Annotated in this window: 22 protein-coding genes; 21 read left to right on the plus strand and 1 reads right to left on the minus strand. The window is 61.0% G+C overall.

The window, feature by feature from the left end:
- The first annotated feature begins 38 nt into the window (after positions 1–38).
- The 19 genes from ADN01_RS18260 to ADN01_RS18350 all read left to right on the plus strand — a co-directional run bounded on the left by ADN01_RS18260 (position 39) and on the right by ADN01_RS18350 (position 16,388).
- A complete protein-coding gene (locus tag ADN01_RS18260) occupies positions 39–389 on the plus strand; it encodes a hypothetical protein (RefSeq protein WP_062417160.1) in 351 nt (116 codons plus the stop codon).
- Positions 376–1,218 (plus strand): hypothetical protein, encoded by an 843-nt coding sequence (locus ADN01_RS18265; protein WP_147238975.1) that lies wholly within the window; start codon positions 376–378, stop codon positions 1,216–1,218. The genes ADN01_RS18260 and ADN01_RS18265 overlap by 14 nt, the downstream gene beginning before the upstream one ends.
- A gap of 40 nt (positions 1,219–1,258) precedes the next feature.
- The gene (locus ADN01_RS18270) at positions 1,259–1,690 is read left to right on the plus strand and encodes a hypothetical protein (RefSeq protein WP_062417162.1); all 432 of its coding nucleotides are present in this window, start codon (positions 1,259–1,261) and stop codon (positions 1,688–1,690) included.
- A gap of 43 nt (positions 1,691–1,733) precedes the next feature.
- Positions 1,734–2,513, plus strand: coding sequence for a GNAT family N-acetyltransferase (locus ADN01_RS18275; protein WP_062417163.1), 780 nt, complete (start codon positions 1,734–1,736; stop codon positions 2,511–2,513).
- Between the two features lie 162 nt (positions 2,514–2,675).
- On the plus strand, positions 2,676–3,536 hold the full coding sequence (locus tag ADN01_RS18280) for a CPBP family intramembrane glutamic endopeptidase (RefSeq protein ID WP_062417164.1): 861 nt from the start codon (positions 2,676–2,678) through the stop codon (positions 3,534–3,536).
- A gap of 33 nt (positions 3,537–3,569) precedes the next feature.
- The gene (locus ADN01_RS18285) at positions 3,570–4,100 is read left to right on the plus strand and encodes an SET domain-containing protein (protein WP_062417165.1); all 531 of its coding nucleotides are present in this window, start codon (positions 3,570–3,572) and stop codon (positions 4,098–4,100) included.
- Between the two features lie 50 nt (positions 4,101–4,150).
- On the plus strand, positions 4,151–5,272 hold the full coding sequence (locus tag ADN01_RS18290; RefSeq protein ID WP_062417166.1) for an alpha/beta fold hydrolase: 1,122 nt from the start codon (positions 4,151–4,153) through the stop codon (positions 5,270–5,272).
- Between the two features lie 134 nt (positions 5,273–5,406).
- Complete coding sequence (locus tag ADN01_RS18295; RefSeq protein ID WP_062417167.1) at positions 5,407–5,871, plus strand: hypothetical protein; 465 nt, start codon at positions 5,407–5,409, stop codon at positions 5,869–5,871.
- 35 nt (positions 5,872–5,906) lie between these two features.
- On the plus strand, positions 5,907–6,674 hold the full coding sequence (locus ADN01_RS18300; RefSeq protein WP_062417168.1) for a hypothetical protein: 768 nt from the start codon (positions 5,907–5,909) through the stop codon (positions 6,672–6,674).
- Positions 6,671–7,207 (plus strand): putative immunity protein, encoded by a 537-nt coding sequence (locus ADN01_RS18305; RefSeq protein ID WP_062417169.1) that lies wholly within the window; start codon positions 6,671–6,673, stop codon positions 7,205–7,207. The genes ADN01_RS18300 and ADN01_RS18305 overlap by 4 nt, the downstream gene beginning before the upstream one ends.
- Before the next feature lie 63 nt (positions 7,208–7,270).
- The gene (locus tag ADN01_RS18310; RefSeq protein WP_075071357.1) at positions 7,271–9,649 is read left to right on the plus strand and encodes an ATP-dependent DNA helicase; all 2,379 of its coding nucleotides are present in this window, start codon (positions 7,271–7,273) and stop codon (positions 9,647–9,649) included.
- A gap of 174 nt (positions 9,650–9,823) precedes the next feature.
- Positions 9,824–10,417 carry a dihydrofolate reductase family protein gene (locus ADN01_RS18315; RefSeq protein WP_062417171.1) on the plus strand — a complete coding sequence of 198 codons (594 nt, stop codon included), beginning with the start codon at positions 9,824–9,826 and terminating at the stop codon, positions 10,415–10,417.
- On the plus strand, positions 10,401–10,871 hold the full coding sequence (locus ADN01_RS18320; RefSeq protein ID WP_062417172.1) for an NUDIX hydrolase: 471 nt from the start codon (positions 10,401–10,403) through the stop codon (positions 10,869–10,871). The genes ADN01_RS18315 and ADN01_RS18320 overlap by 17 nt, the downstream gene beginning before the upstream one ends.
- Positions 10,872–10,921: 50 nt before the next feature.
- Entirely contained in the window at positions 10,922–11,845 is a 924-nt protein-coding gene (locus ADN01_RS18325; RefSeq protein WP_062417173.1) for a DMT family transporter, read from the plus strand.
- A 52-nt stretch (positions 11,846–11,897) separates the two neighbouring features.
- Complete coding sequence (locus ADN01_RS18330) at positions 11,898–12,365, plus strand: DUF5680 domain-containing protein (RefSeq protein WP_062417174.1); 468 nt, start codon at positions 11,898–11,900, stop codon at positions 12,363–12,365.
- Between the two features lie 55 nt (positions 12,366–12,420).
- Positions 12,421–13,434 carry a WD40 repeat domain-containing protein gene (locus tag ADN01_RS18335; RefSeq protein ID WP_062417175.1) on the plus strand — a complete coding sequence of 338 codons (1,014 nt, stop codon included), beginning with the start codon at positions 12,421–12,423 and terminating at the stop codon, positions 13,432–13,434.
- A 59-nt stretch (positions 13,435–13,493) separates the two neighbouring features.
- A complete protein-coding gene (locus tag ADN01_RS18340; RefSeq protein WP_062417176.1) occupies positions 13,494–14,828 on the plus strand; it encodes a HEAT repeat domain-containing protein in 1,335 nt (444 codons plus the stop codon).
- 14 nt (positions 14,829–14,842) lie between these two features.
- The gene (locus ADN01_RS18345) at positions 14,843–15,658 is read left to right on the plus strand and encodes a class I SAM-dependent methyltransferase (RefSeq protein ID WP_062417177.1); all 816 of its coding nucleotides are present in this window, start codon (positions 14,843–14,845) and stop codon (positions 15,656–15,658) included.
- 28 nt (positions 15,659–15,686) lie between these two features.
- Positions 15,687–16,388: a hypothetical protein gene (locus tag ADN01_RS18350; protein WP_075071339.1), complete on the plus strand. Its 702-nt coding sequence runs from the start codon at positions 15,687–15,689 to the stop codon at positions 16,386–16,388.
- On the opposite strand, the gene ADN01_RS19775 is transcribed toward ADN01_RS18350, so the two are convergent.
- Positions 16,385–16,567, minus strand: coding sequence for a hypothetical protein (locus ADN01_RS19775; RefSeq protein WP_160318467.1), 183 nt, complete (start codon positions 16,565–16,567; stop codon positions 16,385–16,387). The genes ADN01_RS18350 and ADN01_RS19775 overlap by 4 nt on opposite strands.
- A 67-nt stretch (positions 16,568–16,634) precedes the next feature.
- On the opposite strand from ADN01_RS19775, the gene ADN01_RS18355 reads away from it, so the two are divergent.
- Complete coding sequence (locus ADN01_RS18355) at positions 16,635–17,171, plus strand: GNAT family N-acetyltransferase (RefSeq protein WP_062417178.1); 537 nt, start codon at positions 16,635–16,637, stop codon at positions 17,169–17,171.
- 2 nt (positions 17,172–17,173) lie between these two features.
- On the plus strand, positions 17,174–18,358 hold the full coding sequence (locus ADN01_RS18360) for a hypothetical protein (protein WP_147238976.1): 1,185 nt from the start codon (positions 17,174–17,176) through the stop codon (positions 18,356–18,358).
- The last annotated feature ends 32 nt before the right edge of the window (positions 18,359–18,390 follow it).

Raw genomic sequence — 18,390 nt, forward strand, 5'->3', positions numbered from 1 at the left:
TTGGTATCCATTCGGTTTTATCACACAGGGAGGAGAAGATGGCCCTATATTCAACAGCGCAGGAAGTGATCTCACCTAATCAGGAAGCTGTGGTTGTGTTTACCCACGGGGATAATTTTTTCGTGGACGCTTTGGGCAACGGGTATACTGGAAATTGGGTGGTGAACCCTGACAATCTGGAAGATGTGGACAAGGTCATTATTTACCTTCGCCGGGACGGAGAGAACATCAACCGGATTTTTCTGGGGAACTATGCCGGTTGCCGAAAATCGCCAGAGGCCGGAAGACAGGAAATCCGCTTCAATCACTTGCAGGAGATTGGGACGACCTATTCGAATTGGATCGAGTTTGCCGGGGGTCAGAATCCGGTAGCCTATGCTCGAAGGTAAATATTCACACCAAAATCAGGGAGGAAAAATGGGATATGTTCGTCCGAAAAATCCAATGCCGCTCAGTCCGGCCGAAAAGAAAGAATTATTAAAAACGTATATCGAATTCTATGAAGAGCAGGCCAAAGAAGATATATCCCGTTTGAATAAAAAAATTCCTCGGGAGGTTTTTGAACAGACACTCGATCAAATTGGCACGATTCTGCTTCAACACTCGGCAGAATTATCAGAAAATAACGATGATGTAAAAAAGTTCCTGAAAGAAACCCCGCTTCCTTCTCCTCTTGATGAATATTTACCTCGGGATTTTCGCGTCTTTTGTTTGCTGCTCAATGCACTGAAGCAATGGCTCTCTGCCGAACAGGCCGCTACGGATCGGTACTTATTAGGAGGCACTGCGAGAAAACAGCTCCGGCCCACTTCGGGTCACTGTATGGTTACTGGCGAAAAAATAGACGAGCACGGCGAACTACATCACCCCGTCCGCGATGGCAGGCCGCCAATTTATCTGAGTAAACAAGGGCATGATCAGGTCGAACACCTGATAAGTACGACTGAACCTGAGATGAATTCAATTGCGGATACCAATGCTAATGCCAATGGTGAACAATTCTTGGCAGAAATTATGACAATCAAAAAAAAATACCACCATTCCTGGGCTCAACTCAGGAAGGCTTGTGATTTTTCTGTTGGGAAACCAGTTGACTTTACTACGCCTCAGGTTAAAGCAACCTCATTGACCTTCGCAAGAAGAGTGAAAGATTTAACGGGATGGAGCCCAGCAGAAATATTAGATTGGATGCATGAAAATGGCCTTGATTTAAAATAAGACTTCCTTCCCCTACCCACCCCAACCCATGAGAACCCCCATGCCCCTCTTCTACTTCTCCATCGCCCTGGCGATCGGCGCTAGCGCGCTGTACCATTTCACCGCCAAAATCACGCCCGCCAATGTCAACTTCACCGTCTCGCTGCTGGTGACCTACGCCCTGGCTTTCGGCTTCACCCTGCTCACCTTTGTGTTCTTCCCGGTGAAGCACGGGCTGGCCGCCGAGCTGAAACAGCTCAACTGGGCCAGCGTGGGCCTGGCGGTGGCAATTGTCGGCATTGAATTTGGCTTTCTGCTGGTGTACCGCTCCGGCTGGAATCTGGGCATCGCCGCCGTGCTGGTGAATGCGGCCGCCGCGCTTCTGCTGCTCCCCGCGGCGGTGCTGATCTTTAAGGACAGGCTCTCGTGGGTCAATGTGCTGGGCATTTTTGTCTGCCTGGCCGGGCTGGTGCTGCTGAACTGGAAGCGGTAAAATCAAGGCGAAGTGTCCCAGCCGACCCCCGCGAGGTAAGCCCATGAACCCGGCCCAATGGCAGGCCCTGTACGACCCCGATCACCGCATCCATATTCAGTTTCCCAATATGCGCCGTGAGGTCACGCCCCAGGTGGTGCGGCATGCGGATCTTTCGTCCGGCGGCGAGGGCATGATCGCCTACAGCTGGCTGGACGAAACCAGCGCCGATGCGGCCATCCGCGAGCAGGTGGCGTATTTCCAGCGGCTGGGGCAGGATTTTGAATGGAAGGTGTACGATTACGACCGGCCGGCGGATTTGAAAACGCGGCTGGAAGGTCAGGGCTTCGTCAGCGAAGAGCTGGAGGTGATTTTGGGGTTAGACCTGAACGCCGCGCCGGAGGTGCTGCGCCAACCCGTGCGCTGTGATGTGCGCCGCATCAGCGACCCGCGGCAGCTGGCGGATGTGCAGGCCGTTCAGGAGGGGGTGTGGGGCGAGGACGGCTCCTGGGTGTTCGAGGTGTTGGGCAGCGTGCTGCGCGACGACCCCGCGCGCATGAGCGTGTATGCGGCGTATGTGGACGGGCAGCCCGCCAGCGCGGCCTGGGTGGATTTTCCGCCGGGCAACGCCTTTGCCAGCCTGTGGGGCGGGTCCACCCTGCCGCAATTCCGCCAGCGCGGCCTGTTCACGGCGCTGCTGGCCGCGCGCGCCCAGGAAGCCATCGCACGCCAGGTGCGCTATCTCACCGTGGATGCCATGCCCATGAGCCGCCCCATTTTGGAAAAGCTGGGGTTCGAGCGCATCGCCGAGTCGTACCCGTGCAAGTGGAAGCATCAGTCTTAGGCGCAGCCTGCGCTGACGGTGATTTTGACTCAAGAAAAGCCGCGCCAGCGGCTTTTTTGATTGAACCTACCCGCCCAACCTATCTGTGGATAGGGGACAAACACGCGGCCGGCGTTTACACTGTGATCATCATAAAACCGAGAAATCTGAAAGGAAAAAACGATGATCCTCCCTCAACCGACCCCTGCGGACGCTTTCGCCCGCGTCCAGCGCCCCTTTTCTCTGCGCACCTACCTGTGGATTGTGTTTGCCCTCTCCTGGCCGCCGCAGATTGCCTATGCCCTGTGGGGCAACGACCCCATCCGCGGCTACCTGCTCAGTTCGCTTTCGATGGTGATGGTGACCGTGGGCACCTTCATCGCCGGGCGCTGGGTTTTCCGCGACGGGTTCCAGAACATGGGCTGGCGCTGGGGAAAACCGCGCCATTACCTGGCGGTCTTCGCTCTGGCGCTGTTCATTTTTGGCACGCCGGTGCTGATTGAAAACCTGCTGGGCCTGCACAGCCTGCCGGAAACCTTTTCGGTGGGGGCGCTTTTGGGCAGTTTTCTCACCAGTTTCGTGCTCACCCTGATCCCCGGCTTTGGCGAGGAGTTCGGCTGGCGGGCTTACCTGCTGCCGCGCCTGGCGCAGCGCCACAGCCCGCGCAAGGCCCTGCTGATTCACGCCTTCATCTGGTGGGCCTGGCACATCCCCGCCCTGGTGAAGATCGGCTGGCAGGCGCAGGGCGGGCAGGGCAGCCCCTGGCTGCAGGGCAGCCCCTGGCTGTCGGTGGCGGTGACTCTGCTGGTCAGCCTGCTGCCGGCCATGATGAACGCGGTGCTGTTTGCCTACGTGTGGGCGGCTTCCGGCAGTCTGGCGGTGGCCAGTGTGTATCACTCGGCCTATGATGAAGTCCGCGACGCCCTCGACCGCGGCATTGGCTTTGGCCCCCTGGTGAGCCTTTGGGAGATGGCGGCCACGCTGCTCTTCGGCGCGGCCCTGCTGTGGAAGGCCGATTGGCCTCGTCTGCTGCGCAGAAACTGATAGAATCTGGATACACAGAGGAGATCAACGCAAATGCAGCCAGGTGACGTCCTGACCCCGTGGGTGGATCCACGCTTGAAGGCTCAACCCTCGCCGCTCGGCGGGCGGGGGCTGTTTGCCTGCGCGCCCATCCCGGCGGGCGAGGCCTTGCTGCGCTGGGGCGGGGTGGTGTATACCCAGGCCGACCTGCGGGCCGGGAAAGCCAACCCGGAGAGCATCGCCGTGCTGGAGCGCGATCTGTATCTGGCCGACCCGGCGGACGCCGCGCTGGCGGACGAGTACTTTCTGAACCATTCCTGCGACCCGAACGCCTGGATGCTGGACGCCGTCACCCTGGCCGCCCGGCGGCCGATTGCCGCGGGGGAGGAGATCACCGCGGATTACGCTCTGTGGCTGTTCGAGCAGGATTGGAGCCTGGATCCGTGCCGGTGCGGCTCTCCCCTCTGCCGCGGACGGGTCACCAGCCAGGATTGGCAGCGGCCTGAGCTGCAATCCCGCTATGCAGGTCATTTCACGCCCTTTCTCAACCGCCTGATTCAGCGCTGCCAACGCACTGCGCGCTGACGGCGAAGGCGGGTCAAACTATGCGATCGTTTAGAATAAAGAACATTTTCATGAAATCACGAAAGATCAAAAAGATGATGTGGATCGTACTGGGTTCCGGTGTGGTGGTGGGTCTGGTTTTTATCGCTCTCCTTCTGGCCTGGAGCCCCGGCCAGCCGCAGCCTTTGCGCGGTGAAAACGGAGAGCCGCTGGCGGGCAGCCTGTCCGAAAAAATCTTCGTCGAAATCAACGGCACGGCGCAGGGCATGTTCATTAAAAGCAGGGATGTGCGCAACCCGGTGCTGCTTTTCGTGCACGGCGGGCCAGGCATGCCGGAATACTGGCTGACGCAGCGCTACCCCACGGGGCTGGAGGAGGACTTCACCGTGGTATGGTGGGAGCAGCGCGGCGCGGGCCTTTCGTACCGCGCGGACCTGCCCGCCGAGACGATGACCGCCGAGCAGTTTGTGGCCGACACCCTGGCCGTTTCCCGTTACCTGATCGAACGCTTCGGCCAGCCGAAAATTTACCTGATGGGCCATTCCTGGGGCAGCTACATCGGCATTCAGGCGGCGGCGCAAAGCCCGGAGCTGTACCATGCTTACATCGGCGTGGGGCAGATGGCCCATCAAATTGAATCGGAACAGTTGGCCTATGCCTACGCCCTGGAGCAGTACCGCGCGCGCGGGGATACGCGCATGCTGCGCAAGCTGGAAGCCGTCCCGCCCAGCCAGACGGCCCCGCTGCCCGCGGAATACGAAGCTCTGCGCGACGCTTATATGCACGGCATCGGCATCGGCACCACCCGCGACATGAATTCGGTGATCACCGGCATCTTCCTGCCCTCCTGGCAGTTCCGCGAATACACGCTGGCGGAGAAGGTCAAGCTGTGGCGGGGCAAGGTGTATTCCCGCTCGCCCGAGTTCGGCCTATGGAACACCATGCTGAGCGTGGACATGAGCCAGAAAGTGCCGCGGCTGGAGCTTCCGGCCTATTTCTTCCACGGGCTGTATGACTACACCTGCGCCTACCCGTTGGCGAAAGCCTATGCAGAGACCCTGGATGCGCCGCTGAAAGGTTTTTACACCTTCGCGGAATCGGCCCACAGCCCCATGTTCGAAGAGCCGCAGAAAATGCGGCAGATTCTGCGGCAAGACGTGCTGGTGGGCAAGAACACCCTGGCGGATGAATAGCCGCCGGGCAGCCGGCGGGCTGTGCGGAGCCGAAAATGGGGTATCATTGCCGAAGGCGGCATACGGGCTGCCCAGGGAAAATTCTGGGCGCCCGCCGTGCTTACACAAACCCTATCGAAAGGATGCAGACATCCATGAAGCTCAACTTGAAGATCATCGGGGGGTTGGTGGCTGTTTTGGCTGTGCTGTTTTTATCCTCGTGCAGCCCCTCACCTGCGGCGGCGCCCACGGCTGCACCGGCGGAACCCATCCTGAAAACCACGCTGGGAGATTTCCGAATTGTTTCGGCTCGCCTGGCGGACGAAGTTCACGACAGCCAGGCCCCCGATGGGCAGAAATTTCTCCTCATCGGCCTGGTGCGGCCCGATCTGCAAAAACTGATTCCAGGTGAATTTTCGCTGGAAGCCTTTCAGACCATGATGGTGGAGGCTTCCGAAGCGATCTATATCCAGGGGGATGACGGGTCGCAGACCTTTTATTCCCACATGGGGGGCTGGGTGGAGGAGGATTTTGTCATCGGCTTCACCGTGCCGGTGAACCAAACTTACACCCTGCATTGGCCGGGCAACGATCCCCTGCCGCTGACGGTGACGGAGTAATCTTGACCCTGGGCGTAAGGAGTGGAACGATCCGCATGAACACACCCGAAAAACTGCTTAAGCGATTGGATGAGATCGGCCAGGAACTCTCCAAAAGGCCGGGCGCATTGGCCCTGATCGGCTTAGGCTCGGTGGGGTTGGAGCGGGAGCGGCTGGATGCGTTCTCTGACCTGGATTTTTTTGTGATCGTTCAGGCGGGGTATAAGGCGCAGTATCTGGAGGATTTGAGCTGGCTGACTCAGCTTGCGCCCGCGGCGTTTTCCTTTGCCAACACGCCCGACGGCTGCAAATTTCTATACACAGACGGCGTGTTCTGTGAATTTGCCGTGTTTGAAGAAAGTGAACTCCAGCAGGCGGTCTTTGCCCCTGGCCGGGTGGTGTGGAAGGCCGCGGGGGTCTCGGAGCAGATCGCCGTTCCCCAGCGCGCCCACCTGCCCGGGCCGCCGCCGGCCGCGGCGTGGCTGATCGGCGAGGCGCTTACGAATGTGTATGTGGGCCTGCTGCGCGATCTGCGCGGGGAAAAGCTCTCCGCCATGCGCTTCATTCAGGTGTACGCCGTGGACCGCATCCTGGAACTGGCGGAAAGAAGCCAGGCCGCCGCCGGAGCCGCGGATGTGTTTAACCGCGAACGGCGTTTTGAGCAGCGCGTCCCGGCCCTGGCCGGGCGGCTGCCCGCCTTTGTGCAGGGCTACGCGCGCAACCGGGAATCTGCGCTGGCGGTGCTGGCCTATTTGGATGAGTATTTCGAGGTCGACCCGGCCATGAAGCAGGCCATCCTGAAGTTGTGTGAGCCGATGAGATGAAGCCGCCCAAAGAATATTTTGACCTGTCCATCGAAACCCTGCGCCTGCTGGGGGGATGGGCGGCGGACTGCGCCGAGCGGGCTTTGCCCATTTACGAAGCGGCAGTCCCTGGGGATGCCCGCCCGCGGGAAGCGCTGGAGGGCATCCGTTGGTTTGCGGGCGGCGGCAAACGAATTGCCAAACTGCGCGTGCTGGCCCTGGACGCCTACCGCGCGGCGCTGGAAAGCCCGCACCCCGCCGCCGCGGCCGCGGCACAGGCGGCCAGTTTGGCAGCGGCCAGCGCCTATACTCACCCGTTTGCGGACGTGCGCCAGGCTCGGCACATCCTCGGCCCGGCGGCGCACGCCGCGCTGGCTGTGGAGACTCACCCTGCTGACCCTCAGCGCGGGGATGAGCTCATCCGCTGGGCTGCGGAGCAGGCGCCGCGGGCGGTTCGCGAACTGCTGCAGAAGATGCCCCCCCAGCCCCAGGGCAAGACCCGCCTGGATCAGCTGCTGTTGGCGTTAGATACGGAACTGCGGCAGAAACGGTAGGGCTGGGTTGGCCGGGGCAATTCTGCTGGATTCTGCCAACCCATGCTAGAATCTCTGGCGAATATGGAACCCAACCCAGCCCCCAGCCCAGAACGCCCAGTTTATATTCTCTCCGTGCGCAGCCTGGTGGAATTTGTGCTGCAAGCGGGGGATTTGACCGCGGGCGGGTTTCAAAAGCGCGACCGCGCCCAGCAGGGCACCCTGGGCCACCGGCGCGTGCAGCGCTCCCGCCCCGAAGGCTACCAATCCGAAGTGGAGGTCGCCTACCGGGTGGAAGAGGCAGACCCGCCCTTGGAAGTGCGCGGCCGCATGGACGGGGTGTACGCTGACCGCCAGCCGGTGATTCTGGAAGAGATCAAAACCACCACGCTCAGCCTGGAACTGATTCATGAAGATCACAACCCGCTGCATTGGGCCCAGGCGCAGTGCTACGCGTTTATGTATGCCCGCCAGCACCAGCTCGGTGAGGTGTGCATCCACCTGACTTATTACCACCTGGACAGCCGCAAAGAAAAGAGCTTCGAACGGCGTTTTTCGCGGGAGGAATTGGAGACGTTTTTCCAAAGCCTGATCCTCCCGTACCTGGACTGGTTCCGCAAAACGGCCGCCTGGCAGCTGCGGCGCGATCGCTCCATCCAGACCCTCGATTTTCCCTACAGCGCCTACCGCCCAGGGCAGCGCGAGATGGCTGTGGCGGTGTATAAGGCCGTGCGCGATGGGGGGCGGGTGTATGTGCAGGCGCCCACCGGCGTGGGCAAGACCATCGCGGCTCTCTTCCCGGCGGTGAAGGCCCTGGGGCAGGGGCTGGCGGACAAAATCTTTTACCTGACGGCCAAGACCTCCGGGCGGCTGGCGGCCGAAAAGGCGCTGGACGATCTGCGCCGCGCTGGGCTGGAGATGCGCAGCGTGACCCTGACGGCCAAGGAAAAGATCTGCTTTTGCCCGCCAGCCGTGTGCGACCCGGAGGTGTGCGTTTTTGCCCGCGATTACTTCGGCAAGGTCAAAAATGCGCTGGCGGAGATGGACGGGGTTTCGGCCTTCACCCGCCCGGTGATCGAAGACATCGCCCGGCGGCACGAGCTGTGCCCGTTTGAGTTCTCGCTGGATCTGGCGCTGTGGATGGACTGCATCCTCTGCGATTACAACTACGCCTTTGATCCGCGGGTGTATTTGCACCGCTTTTTTGACATCGTCACCGAACCCTATATCTTTCTGGTGGATGAGGCCCACAACCTGCCCGACCGGGCGCGGGCCATGTATTCGGCGGAGTTGGATAAACACACCGTGCTGGAGCTTCAGCGCGCCCTGAAAGCGCAGCTGCCCGGGCTGGCCAAAAAACTGGGCGCGGTCAACACCGCCTTGCTGGACATGCGCAAAGCCTGTCAGGCAGCCGGTCAGCCGGCTCTGACCGCGGATGAGCTGCCGGAGCCGCTGCTGAAGGCGGTGCGGGCCTTCCATCAGCAGGCCGAAGACTGGCTGGTGATGAACCAGGCCGCGCCGTTCCGGCAGGCGTTATTGGATTTCTACTTCTTGTGCAGCAATTTCCTGCGCACGGCGGAATATTTTGACACCTTCTATGTGTCGTATGCGGAACGTCAGGGCCAAAGCGGCCTCAAGGCCAAATTGTTTTGCCTGGACCCGGCCCCCATGCTGGCCGCCCCGCTGCAGCGCAGCCGGGCGACGGTCTTTTTCTCGGCCACGCTGCTGCCGATGAAATACTTCACCCAACTGCTCACCGGCGATGAAGACCACCCCCGGCGGACTTTCCCTTCGCCCTTCCCCACCGAGAACGTCAGCCTGCTGATCCACAGCGGCATTTCCACCAAATACGCCCAGCGGGCTGATTCTTATGCCGCGGTGGCGGATGCCGTTGAGGCCGTGTGCCGCGCGCAGGTGGGTAACTATCTGGTGTTCTTCCCCTCCTACGCTTACCTGACGGCGGTGCATGAACAGCTCAAAGAACGGCTGCCCGAAGGTCAGCTGCTGGTTCAAGACCGCGGCATGAGCGAAGCTGCGCGCGAATCGTTCCTGGAACGCTTTTCGGCTAGCAATACCGAGACCGTCATCGGCCTGGCAGTGATGGGGGGCGTCTTTGGAGAGGGCATTGATCTGGTGGGCGACCGGCTGATCGGCGCGGTGGTGGTGGGCGTGGGGGTGCCGCAGGTGTGTTTGGAAAATGACCTGATCAAAGCCTATTTTGACCGTCAGCACGGCAGCGGTTTTGCTTACGCTTACCAGTACCCGGGCTTTAACCGCGTGCTGCAGGCCACCGGCCGGGTGATCCGCACGGAGACCGACCGGGGGGTGATGGTGCTGATTGATGAACGCTTCACCCACGCCCGTTACCGCCAGCTCTTCCCCGCGCACTGGCGCGATTTTCATATCGTCCGGGACACCCAGGAGATTCAAGAGCACCTGGCGCGCTTCTGGGCGAAGGATTGAAGTTTCACGCGCATCTGCGCTCTCGTTTTTGTACAAATATGCAGTTGAAATGCAGATTTGCACCCTTTTTGCATTGGTTCAGGGGCGTGGAAAACCGAGGATTATAATTACCGCAGCCCGGAGGTTTGCCAGGCATTTGAACTGTGCGGACGGATGATTCGAAAGGGACACCCGATGAAAACACAGTATTACACCGCTTCCAGCCTGGACGGTTTTATCGCCACAGAAGATCACTCCCTGGAGTGGCTGTTCCCCCTGGCAGACCCGGAGGCCACCAGCTACCCGGATTTCATCGCCGAGGTGGGCGCGCTGGCGATGGGTGCATCCACTTACGCATGGCTGCTGCACCACGCCCTCAAACTGGGCACGCCGGAGGAAACCGCCTGGATGTACACCCAGCCGGCCTGGGTGTTCACCCGGCGAACTTTCCCCGCCCCGGCCAATGCGCCCATCCGCTTTGTGCAGGGCGACGTGCGCCCGGTTCACGCCGAGATGCGCGCGGCGGCGGGGGAGAAAAACATCTGGATTGTGGGCGGCGGCGACCTGGCCGGGCAGTTTTTTGACGCGGGTCTGCTAGATGAGATCATCGTCCAGATTGGCTCGGCCACCCTGGGCAGCGGCAAACCCTTTTTCCCGCGCTTTGTGCCCGGCCCAACCCTGCAATTGCGCACGGTGCAGCAGTACGGCGGCGGCATGGTGGAACTGCGCTACGATATCCGCACGCGGGGAACCGAACCAAAGGAACCTCTCAATGGACTACATTCGTGAACTGCGCCAGGTGGTGGGCAACCGCCCCCTGATCATGGCGGGCGCCGCCTTGCTGGTATTGAATCCAGAAGGGCAGCTGCTGATGATGCGGCGCACCGACAACCAGCGCTGGGGGATCCCCGGCGGGGCGATGGAACTGGGGGAAAGCCTGGAAGACACCGCGCGGCGGGAGACCCAGGAGGAAATTGGCGTGTGGGTGCCGCAGGCGGCATTGTTTGGCGTGTATTCGGGGCCGGAGCTGTATTACCAGTACCCCAACGGCGCCGAGGTCTATAATGTGACCGCGGTGTACATCGCCCGCGGGGTGACGGCCGACATCCGGCTGAACCCTGAGGAACACAGCGAATACCAATTCTTTGACCTGTCCAACCTGCCCGCCGAGATCAGCCCACCGGTGCGGCCCATCCTGCGCGACCTGATGCAGCGCCAAGGCCCAGGATCCGCCCGTGGGTGACGGGCCGCTGCGGCCCTCTGCGTGGATTTAACCATCGAGGCTCCAAACCTATGAACGCTCGCAAACATTTGCAAGCCGCGCTGCTGGCGCTGCTGGTCACTTTTCTGTGGTCCACCTCCTGGGTGCTGATCAAAATGGGGCTGAAGGCCAGCCTTCCGGCGCTCACCTTTGCCGGGCTGCGTTATTTTTTGGCCTTTGTGTGCCTGCTGCCCTTTGTCCTGCTGAACCCTGCCCACCGCCAGACCCTGCGGCGCCTTTCACGGGCGGAGTGGGGGCAGCTGGCGATTCTGGGGGTGCTCTTTTACGCCCTCACCCAAGGGGCGCAGTTCGTCAGTCTGGCTTTTTTGCCCGCGGCCTCCCTGTCGCTGCTGCTCAACTTTTCGCCGATTTTTGTGGCCCTGCCCAGCGGCTGGATCAACCAGGAGCCGACATCCCTGGCGCAGTGGGGCGGCATTCTACTCTCGGCGGTAGGCGCGGTGGTCTATTTTTTCCCGCTGGACATCCCCGCGGGGCAGACGCTGGGCCTGCTGGCGGCGCTGGTGGGGGTGGCGGCCAACGCGGCCTCCTCGCTGTTGGGGCGGCAGATGAATCACAAAGGCAGGTTGGCGCCCCTGGTGGTGACGGCGGTCAGCATGGGCATCGGCGGGGTGCTCTTGCTGGGGGCGGGCATGCTGACCCAGGGCTTTGGGCGGTTGGACGGCACCCAATGGCTGATCATCGGCTGGCTGGCGGTGGTGAACACGGCCCTGGCTTTCACCTGGTGGAATTCCTCCCTGCAAACCCTGACGGCGGTGGAATCAAGCATCCTCAACAGCACCATGCTGCCGCAGATCGCCATTTTGGCCTGGCTGTTTTTGGATGAGCCGCTGACCGGGCGGCAGATTCTGGGGATTGCCCTGGTAGGTATGGGCACTTTGATCGTGCAGGTTTGGAGAAATTCATCTAAACTAAAAGAGTCGTCCGTGCGCCGTTGAACCCGCGTTCCGGCAGCCGGTGACCTTTCTATAATAAGCCAGAGGTGCAAAAATGACTTCCTATTCTCCAGCGGAACTCCTTGCGTTTATCCTGGCCGCCAAGCGGGCCACCTACGTGGGCAGCGGGCAAAAGCTGCTGTCTTACCGCCTGGGCTCACACGACCTTCAATATTTTGAGGGCGACTGGGCCTATCACGACAGCTATTTGGGCGAGAGCGACTTCATCGGCGAAGAAGCGGTGTATTTTCGCGGTCAGGTGGTGTGGGCCATGAACTACTTTGGGCGCATCCTGCGGCCGGAGCGGATCACCTCGGCCCAGGCCGGGCAGATGATCAAGGTCAGCCTGACGAAAATGTACGCCGAGGGGCGTTTTTTGGGCGGGTTTGAACACACGGAAGGCGGCCTGACCTATGTGGATACCAGCGAGGGCGATGAGGCGTACTTCACGGGGCGCGAGTGGATTTTACGCGAGGGCGAGAAGGTGTATGAGCTGGTGTATCACGGCGGTCTGGTGAAATAGGGCGGCAGACCGCGGAAGCCAACAGTACAGCGGATCCACAGGATTGGAGGCGAAGATGGATTTCATTCGGGGTTTATTTGGAAGCAAAGGCGGTGAAGGCCAGCCGTCATCCCCCATTTTAGCGGGAACCTCCCACCTGCTGCGGGGACATGCGGGGAATATTCCGGGGAGCGTGATGGGGGTGGGCTGGTCGCCGGACGGCAAGCGCTTTGCCAGCGGGGCAGATAAACTGATCCTCTGGAATGCGGCCGACTGGCAGCCGGTGCTCGTTTCGGAGGAAAGCGTTCAGTCTTGGGACGCTGTATTCGGAGAGCGCGAGGCGGGCAGCGCCGGCATCAACGCTCTGGCCTGGTCGCCGGATGGGCGCAGCCTGGCGGTGGCGCGAACGGACGCGCGGTTAAGCTTCATCGCCGCGGATACGGGAAAAGAGCGCCTGCAGATGAAAGTGGGCAGCGTGCCGCTGTCCTCGGTCGCCTGGTCGCCGGATGGGGAGCTGGCGGCGGTGGGCGGCTGGGATATGACCGTGCGGGTATTTGAGGCGGCGCGCGGACTGCGCTTCGCCGAGCTGCCGCATGAGCCCGCCAAAACCCCGGGGTTAGACCTGTTGGGGGTGCATGTGGCCTGGTCTCCGGACGGGAAATATCTGGCCTCCGGCGCCAGCGACTGCACCGTGCGCATTTGGGATGTGCGGCAGGGCACCCTGCTGCGCGTTTTGAAGCATAAGGCGGAGGTTATCTGCGTGGACTGGTCGCCGGATGGACGCTATTTGGCCGCGGGCGATTTTACCAAAGAAAATGCCGCGATATCCATTTGGGACGCCGCCGCTGGAAAACAACTCCGCACCTTGAGGGGGCACGCCGACCGCGTGAACGCCGTGAAGTGGTCGCCGGATGGAGCCTGGCTGGTATCTGGCAGCGCCGATAAAACCGCCAGGATCTGGGATGCGCTGCAGGGGCGGCTGATTCAGTCTCTGGAACATGCCAACCGCGTGGTCTCTGCGGCCTGGCAGCCGGACGGGAAAGGGCTGGCCTGCGGGTGCGATCACAATGTGGTGCAGATCTGGCGCTGAGGAACAATCCAGCACCTGCGTTTCAGCTGTGTTTCGGAAGGATGTGCATCGGAGGGTGAATGTGCGCTCAAATAGTCCCCTGTTATTTTTGCGGTGAGGCTTCACGGGATGACAGCACCTTGCAGGTGCCCATGTTCATGATTGAAAAAATTCAACGGGTCGAAACGGCGTACAAAACCTCCACGGCGCAGTATGAGAAACGCGTATTCACCATCCCGCGCTGTGCGGCCTGCCGCCGCCGTCATGGGATCGAAAATGCGCTGGGTACCGTAATCGGAGCGGCTGGTTTATTGGCCGTGCTGGGTGCGGTGCTATTGGCTCTGTCTAAAGGGATTGGCTGGGGTGCGGGGTTCCTTCTGGTTGCTGTGGTGATCCTGGCGCTGGCGGCGGCACTGCAGGAGCGGCTGCTGTACGGCGGCAAAGAGAACCTGACGCTGAAGCACCGCGAAACCTGGCCGCAGGTGCACATGTCGCTGACCTCCGGCTGGCAGATCGGCGAGGGGCCCTCCCGTGCGCAGTCTTTTGATTGGGCCAGGGAACGCCAAAAGGAGCGGGACAAAGAGCAGGAGAATCTGCGGCGTATCCAGGAGGAGCAGAAGCAGGCCAAAGCCCGCGCTAAAAAAGCCATAAGCCAGAGCAACCAGGCGTACCAATCGGGGCAGGATGGAAATGTGGAGAAGCTGCTGCGCACAGCTCTGGATCCGAAGAACGGCGGGCGCGGCACGGCGATTGAAATGCTGGGAGAGATGAATCACCCCGACGCGCTGGAGCCGCTGCTGGGGATGCTGGCGGATCCGGCGCGGACAAGCGATCACGGGCGGCTGGCCCTGGCGCTGTTAGGTTATGATGACCCGCGCATCACCCCGGCCATTCAGGCGGCTGTGGACGCTGCCCCCGACCGGGCGAGCCAGGCCGTCAAGGACATGCGGCGGGCCTTGAACTTGCGCGCCAACCCCGCTCTGCTGGCGCTGAAGCCGGTGCGGGATGCGGAGGAGGGCCAGCGCAGGGCGTATGCGCTGTACGCCAGGGGGGACGTGTCGGGCTTGATTCAGATGGCGCTCGACCCTCAGGGGACGGGTCGTTCGCGCGCCGTTCAGTTGTTGGGCGATACCGCGGATCCGCAGGCGCTGGAAGCCCTGCTAACCCTGCTGGCAGACCCGACCCAGGCGGCGCTGTACGGCCGGGCGGCCAAAGCAGCGGCGCATTATGCAGATCCGCGCGCAGCTGCCGCGATTCAGGCGGCTGAAAAAGCCCTGCCGGTATCCTGGAACTCCGATATCTGGCTCGAATTGATTCAATCAGATCTGCGCAATGCCCTGTATGAATGCAGCCACCCATCGATGCTGTACCAGCCTTTATCCCGTGAAGAAGCCTTAAAATTATCCCGAGCTTGATTCGAAAGAAAAAAATGACCACAGTTCACGGCATTTCCGACCCGAATTACGTCAGCCGTCAGTATCGGGATGCATCGAATTTAAACGTGCGCCTCCGGCTGCACCAGGAATTCAGCACCAACCCGCAAGGCTGGCACCGCTGGTTGTTTGAGCAGATCCAACTTCCCCGACCTTGCCGGTTGCTGGAATTGGGCTGCGGCACGGGGAGCCTGTGGGCGGAAAATCAAGACCGCCTGCCGCAGGGGGCTGAGATCACGCTTTCGGATCTGTCGGCCGGGATGGTGACCCAGGCGCAGGAAAACCTGCGGTCCGTGCGCGCCGAATTTCGCTTTGCGGGGCTGGATGCCCAATCCATCCCCTTTCAGCAAGGCACTTTTGATGTAGTGATTGCCAGTCACATGCTTTACCACGTGCCCGACCGCGAGAAAGCCCTGGGCGAAATTGCGCGGGTGCTCAAGCCGGACGGGGTTTTCTACGCTTCCACGGTGGGCCTGGATCACCTGAAGGAGCTGAAAGAGCTGGCGGCCCGCTTTGACGAAGACCTGTTGTTTTGGGGCCAGATGCCCGCGGATTCTTTCCATCTCGGCAGCGGCGTGCAGCTCTCCAGGTTTTTTGCCCAGGCCTCTGTGCAGCGCTACCCCGATTCGCTGGTGGTGACGGACGCGGCTCTGCTGACCGCTTATATGCTGTCGGGGCGCATCGATCTTTCAGCAGAACGGCAGGAAGCATTGGCCGCCTTCGTGGCGCGCGAGATGCAGGCTCACGGCGGCCAGATCGTCATCACCAAAGACTCGGGGGTGTTTGCGGCCAGGGGCAGCCTGCACGCCTGAGACAAGCAGCCGATAAGGAAAGTGAACCATGTATACCATTGACTACCTGCTGACCCATTCCAACCTGCCCGGCCCGCGGGGGAACCTGGAACTGCTGTATGCCTTTGCAAAAAGTGCGGATGAGGGCCTTGTGGAGCAGTGTCTGGCGTACATCACCGAAGATGTCAGCAACTCACCTGAGGAGTTTGTGGGCATGTGCGGCGTTTTGGGCTATGCGGTGCTGCACCGGGAGGACATCCGCGGGGTCATCCGCTTTTTGCGGCCCTATGCGGCTCACGCCAGTTGGAGAATCCGCGAGGCGGCGGCGATGGGGATTCAGGAAATTTCAGTCGGCCGGGTGGCGCAGACCCTGGCGGGCCTGGCAGAGATGGCCGCCGGGAACGAGTATGAGCAGCGTGCAGTGGTGGCGGGGCTGTGCGAGCCAAAGCTGCTGACCGACCCGGCCTGTAACCGCCAGATCCTGCGCCTGCTGACGGAGATCACCCAGGGCTTGGCACCTGAAGGGAAGCTCTCTCCCGCGGGCGAGGCGCTGCGCAAAGCCCTGGGATATGGGTGGAGCGTGGTCATGGCGGCCTCCCCGGCGGACGGCAAAGCCGCGTTTGAGGGCTTGCTGGATCTGCCCGGCAAACATGTGCGCTGGGTGATTCGCGAGAATCTGAAAAAGAACCGCCTGATGCGCATGGACGCGGATTGGGTGGGGGAGATGCAGCAGCGTTTGGCTCCACTTTAGCCGTTGAGGTTCAACCGCAGCGCTGAATGCGCAAAAAGGAGGCCAGCTCGAACCTGCCCGGTTGGCCAGACAATAATCTCCCCAAACTGCCGGTGCGCGTTGGGGAGAGATCGGTTTAAATAGGAAGTATGCGGGACGGCAGGGGATGTCTTGAGCTGCGCTTTTTGCAGTGTGTTCATGCGGCAGCTTCCCGGCCCTTGCGCGATTGAACTTGTGCTCACAGCAGTCGAAAGGAACGTATCTACCATGCGCTTTCAATTGGTGCCCATGACCAGCGGCTTTGCACAACGGATCCTGACCTGGAAATATCCGCCGCCGTATGACCTGTATGATTATGAAAATGAAGCCGATCATATCCTCGATACAGAGGAATGGGGCACAACGCTGTTTGCGGTGTTGGACGAAGGCGGCGAGCTGGTGGGGGAGCTGTCCTTTGGTTTTCTGGACTCCGCCGACGAGTGGGTTCCGTTGGAAGATGTGCGGGCGGGCCGGTTGGAAGGCTGTATCTTGTGGGTTGGCTTTGGCTTGCAGCCTGGGCTGACCGGGCAGGGGCTGGGGCTTTCGTTTGTGAACGCCTGTGTGGACTTTGCGGTTGAATTTGCCCGCCAGCGGTATCACTATTCGGGGGAGGATGTGGGCCTGGGGGTGTATCAGTTTAATCAGCGCGCGATCAAAGTGTATGAGCGCGCCGGATTTGTGAAATATCTGGAACAAACGGCTGAAGTGGAAGGACAGGAAATTCCCGCTCAACGCATGAAAAAACGCATTGGCCTACAGAGATGACCATGAAAAAATCGAAACGATTCTGGCAGATGTTGATCTTTGTCCCCATGGGATTGTGCCTGGGTTTGCTGGCCCTTTCGGCAGGGGTTAACCTTGGGCTGCAGACTGCCTCTGCTCACCCCGACACCCTGGAGGAGGCCGAGCTGGCACGCCAGGCAGAATTTTTTCACCTGCGCCAGCGGGTTGGGGATGCGGTTTGGCCAGGGTGGGGCGCGGCAGCCCTGCCGTCCATTACTTACAATGAGGCCTACGCCTTTCTGCTGGCTTACCCTGGTTCGCCGCCGGCCGGTTGGGTGAAAGTGCCCGCAGGGACGCAGCGCGGTGGGGCCTGGCAGACCCTGGCAGGCAAGCGCTTTGCGGAGCAGGCGGTTTACGTGCAGCAGCTGCCCCCCGGAGTTGAGCCGGAGAATTTCACCGTGCGCGTGGGTGAGCATTGGGTTTCCAGCCTGAACACCCGCGAGTGGATGCAGATTTCTCTGGCCGAAACCGTGCGGGGAGATTTGCCCGCTTTCCTCCGGCCCGTTTTTCCGTACTCGCTTTTTGTCGGTTTGATGGTCAACAGCGATGACCAATACATCTCTCTGGCCGCGCACGAAGCCTTTCATGCCTGGCAGGGTCTGGCGGCGGAGGCCAAATTTTCGGCTGCCCAACGGAGCGTCAGCACGGATCAGCGCTACCCCTGGGAGCATGAGGGGTTGGCCGCGGACTGGAAGGCAGAATTGGAATTCTTGGCGGACACTTTGCGCGAAGAGGATCCCGCTGCGTTGGCGGGGCAGGCGGAGCGCTTCCTGCAAATGCGCGCTGAGCGGCGCAAAGCAGCCCAGCTGAACTCGGACTGTGTGATCTATGAACAGCAGCGCGAATGGTTGGAAGGTCTGGCGCGCTACGCTGAACTGGAAATTTGGCGGCAGGGCAGCCGATCGGCATATCAGCCTTCTGCTGCCGCAGCCGATTTGCCCGATTTTAACCGCTACCAGGGCTTTGAGCAGCGCTGGCGGCAGGAACTGGATCAGATGCCGAGGATGTTTAACGACCAGGGCGATGGACGTTTTTATTATTCCGGCATGGCGCAGGCCTATCTGCTGGACCGTCTTTCCCCGGGGTGGAAGGAACAGGCGTTTGAGCCGGGGGTGTGGCTGGAAGACTTGCTGGCAGAGGCAGTCGCCGGTGCGGCAGGGATAGACTGACGCGGTGACGGTAGAAGGCGGCCCCGCGGTGT

Origin of the sequence: Levilinea saccharolytica, assembly GCF_001306035.1 — a bacterium.
Taxonomy (GTDB): Bacteria; Chloroflexota; Anaerolineae; order Anaerolineales; family Anaerolineaceae; genus Levilinea; species Levilinea saccharolytica.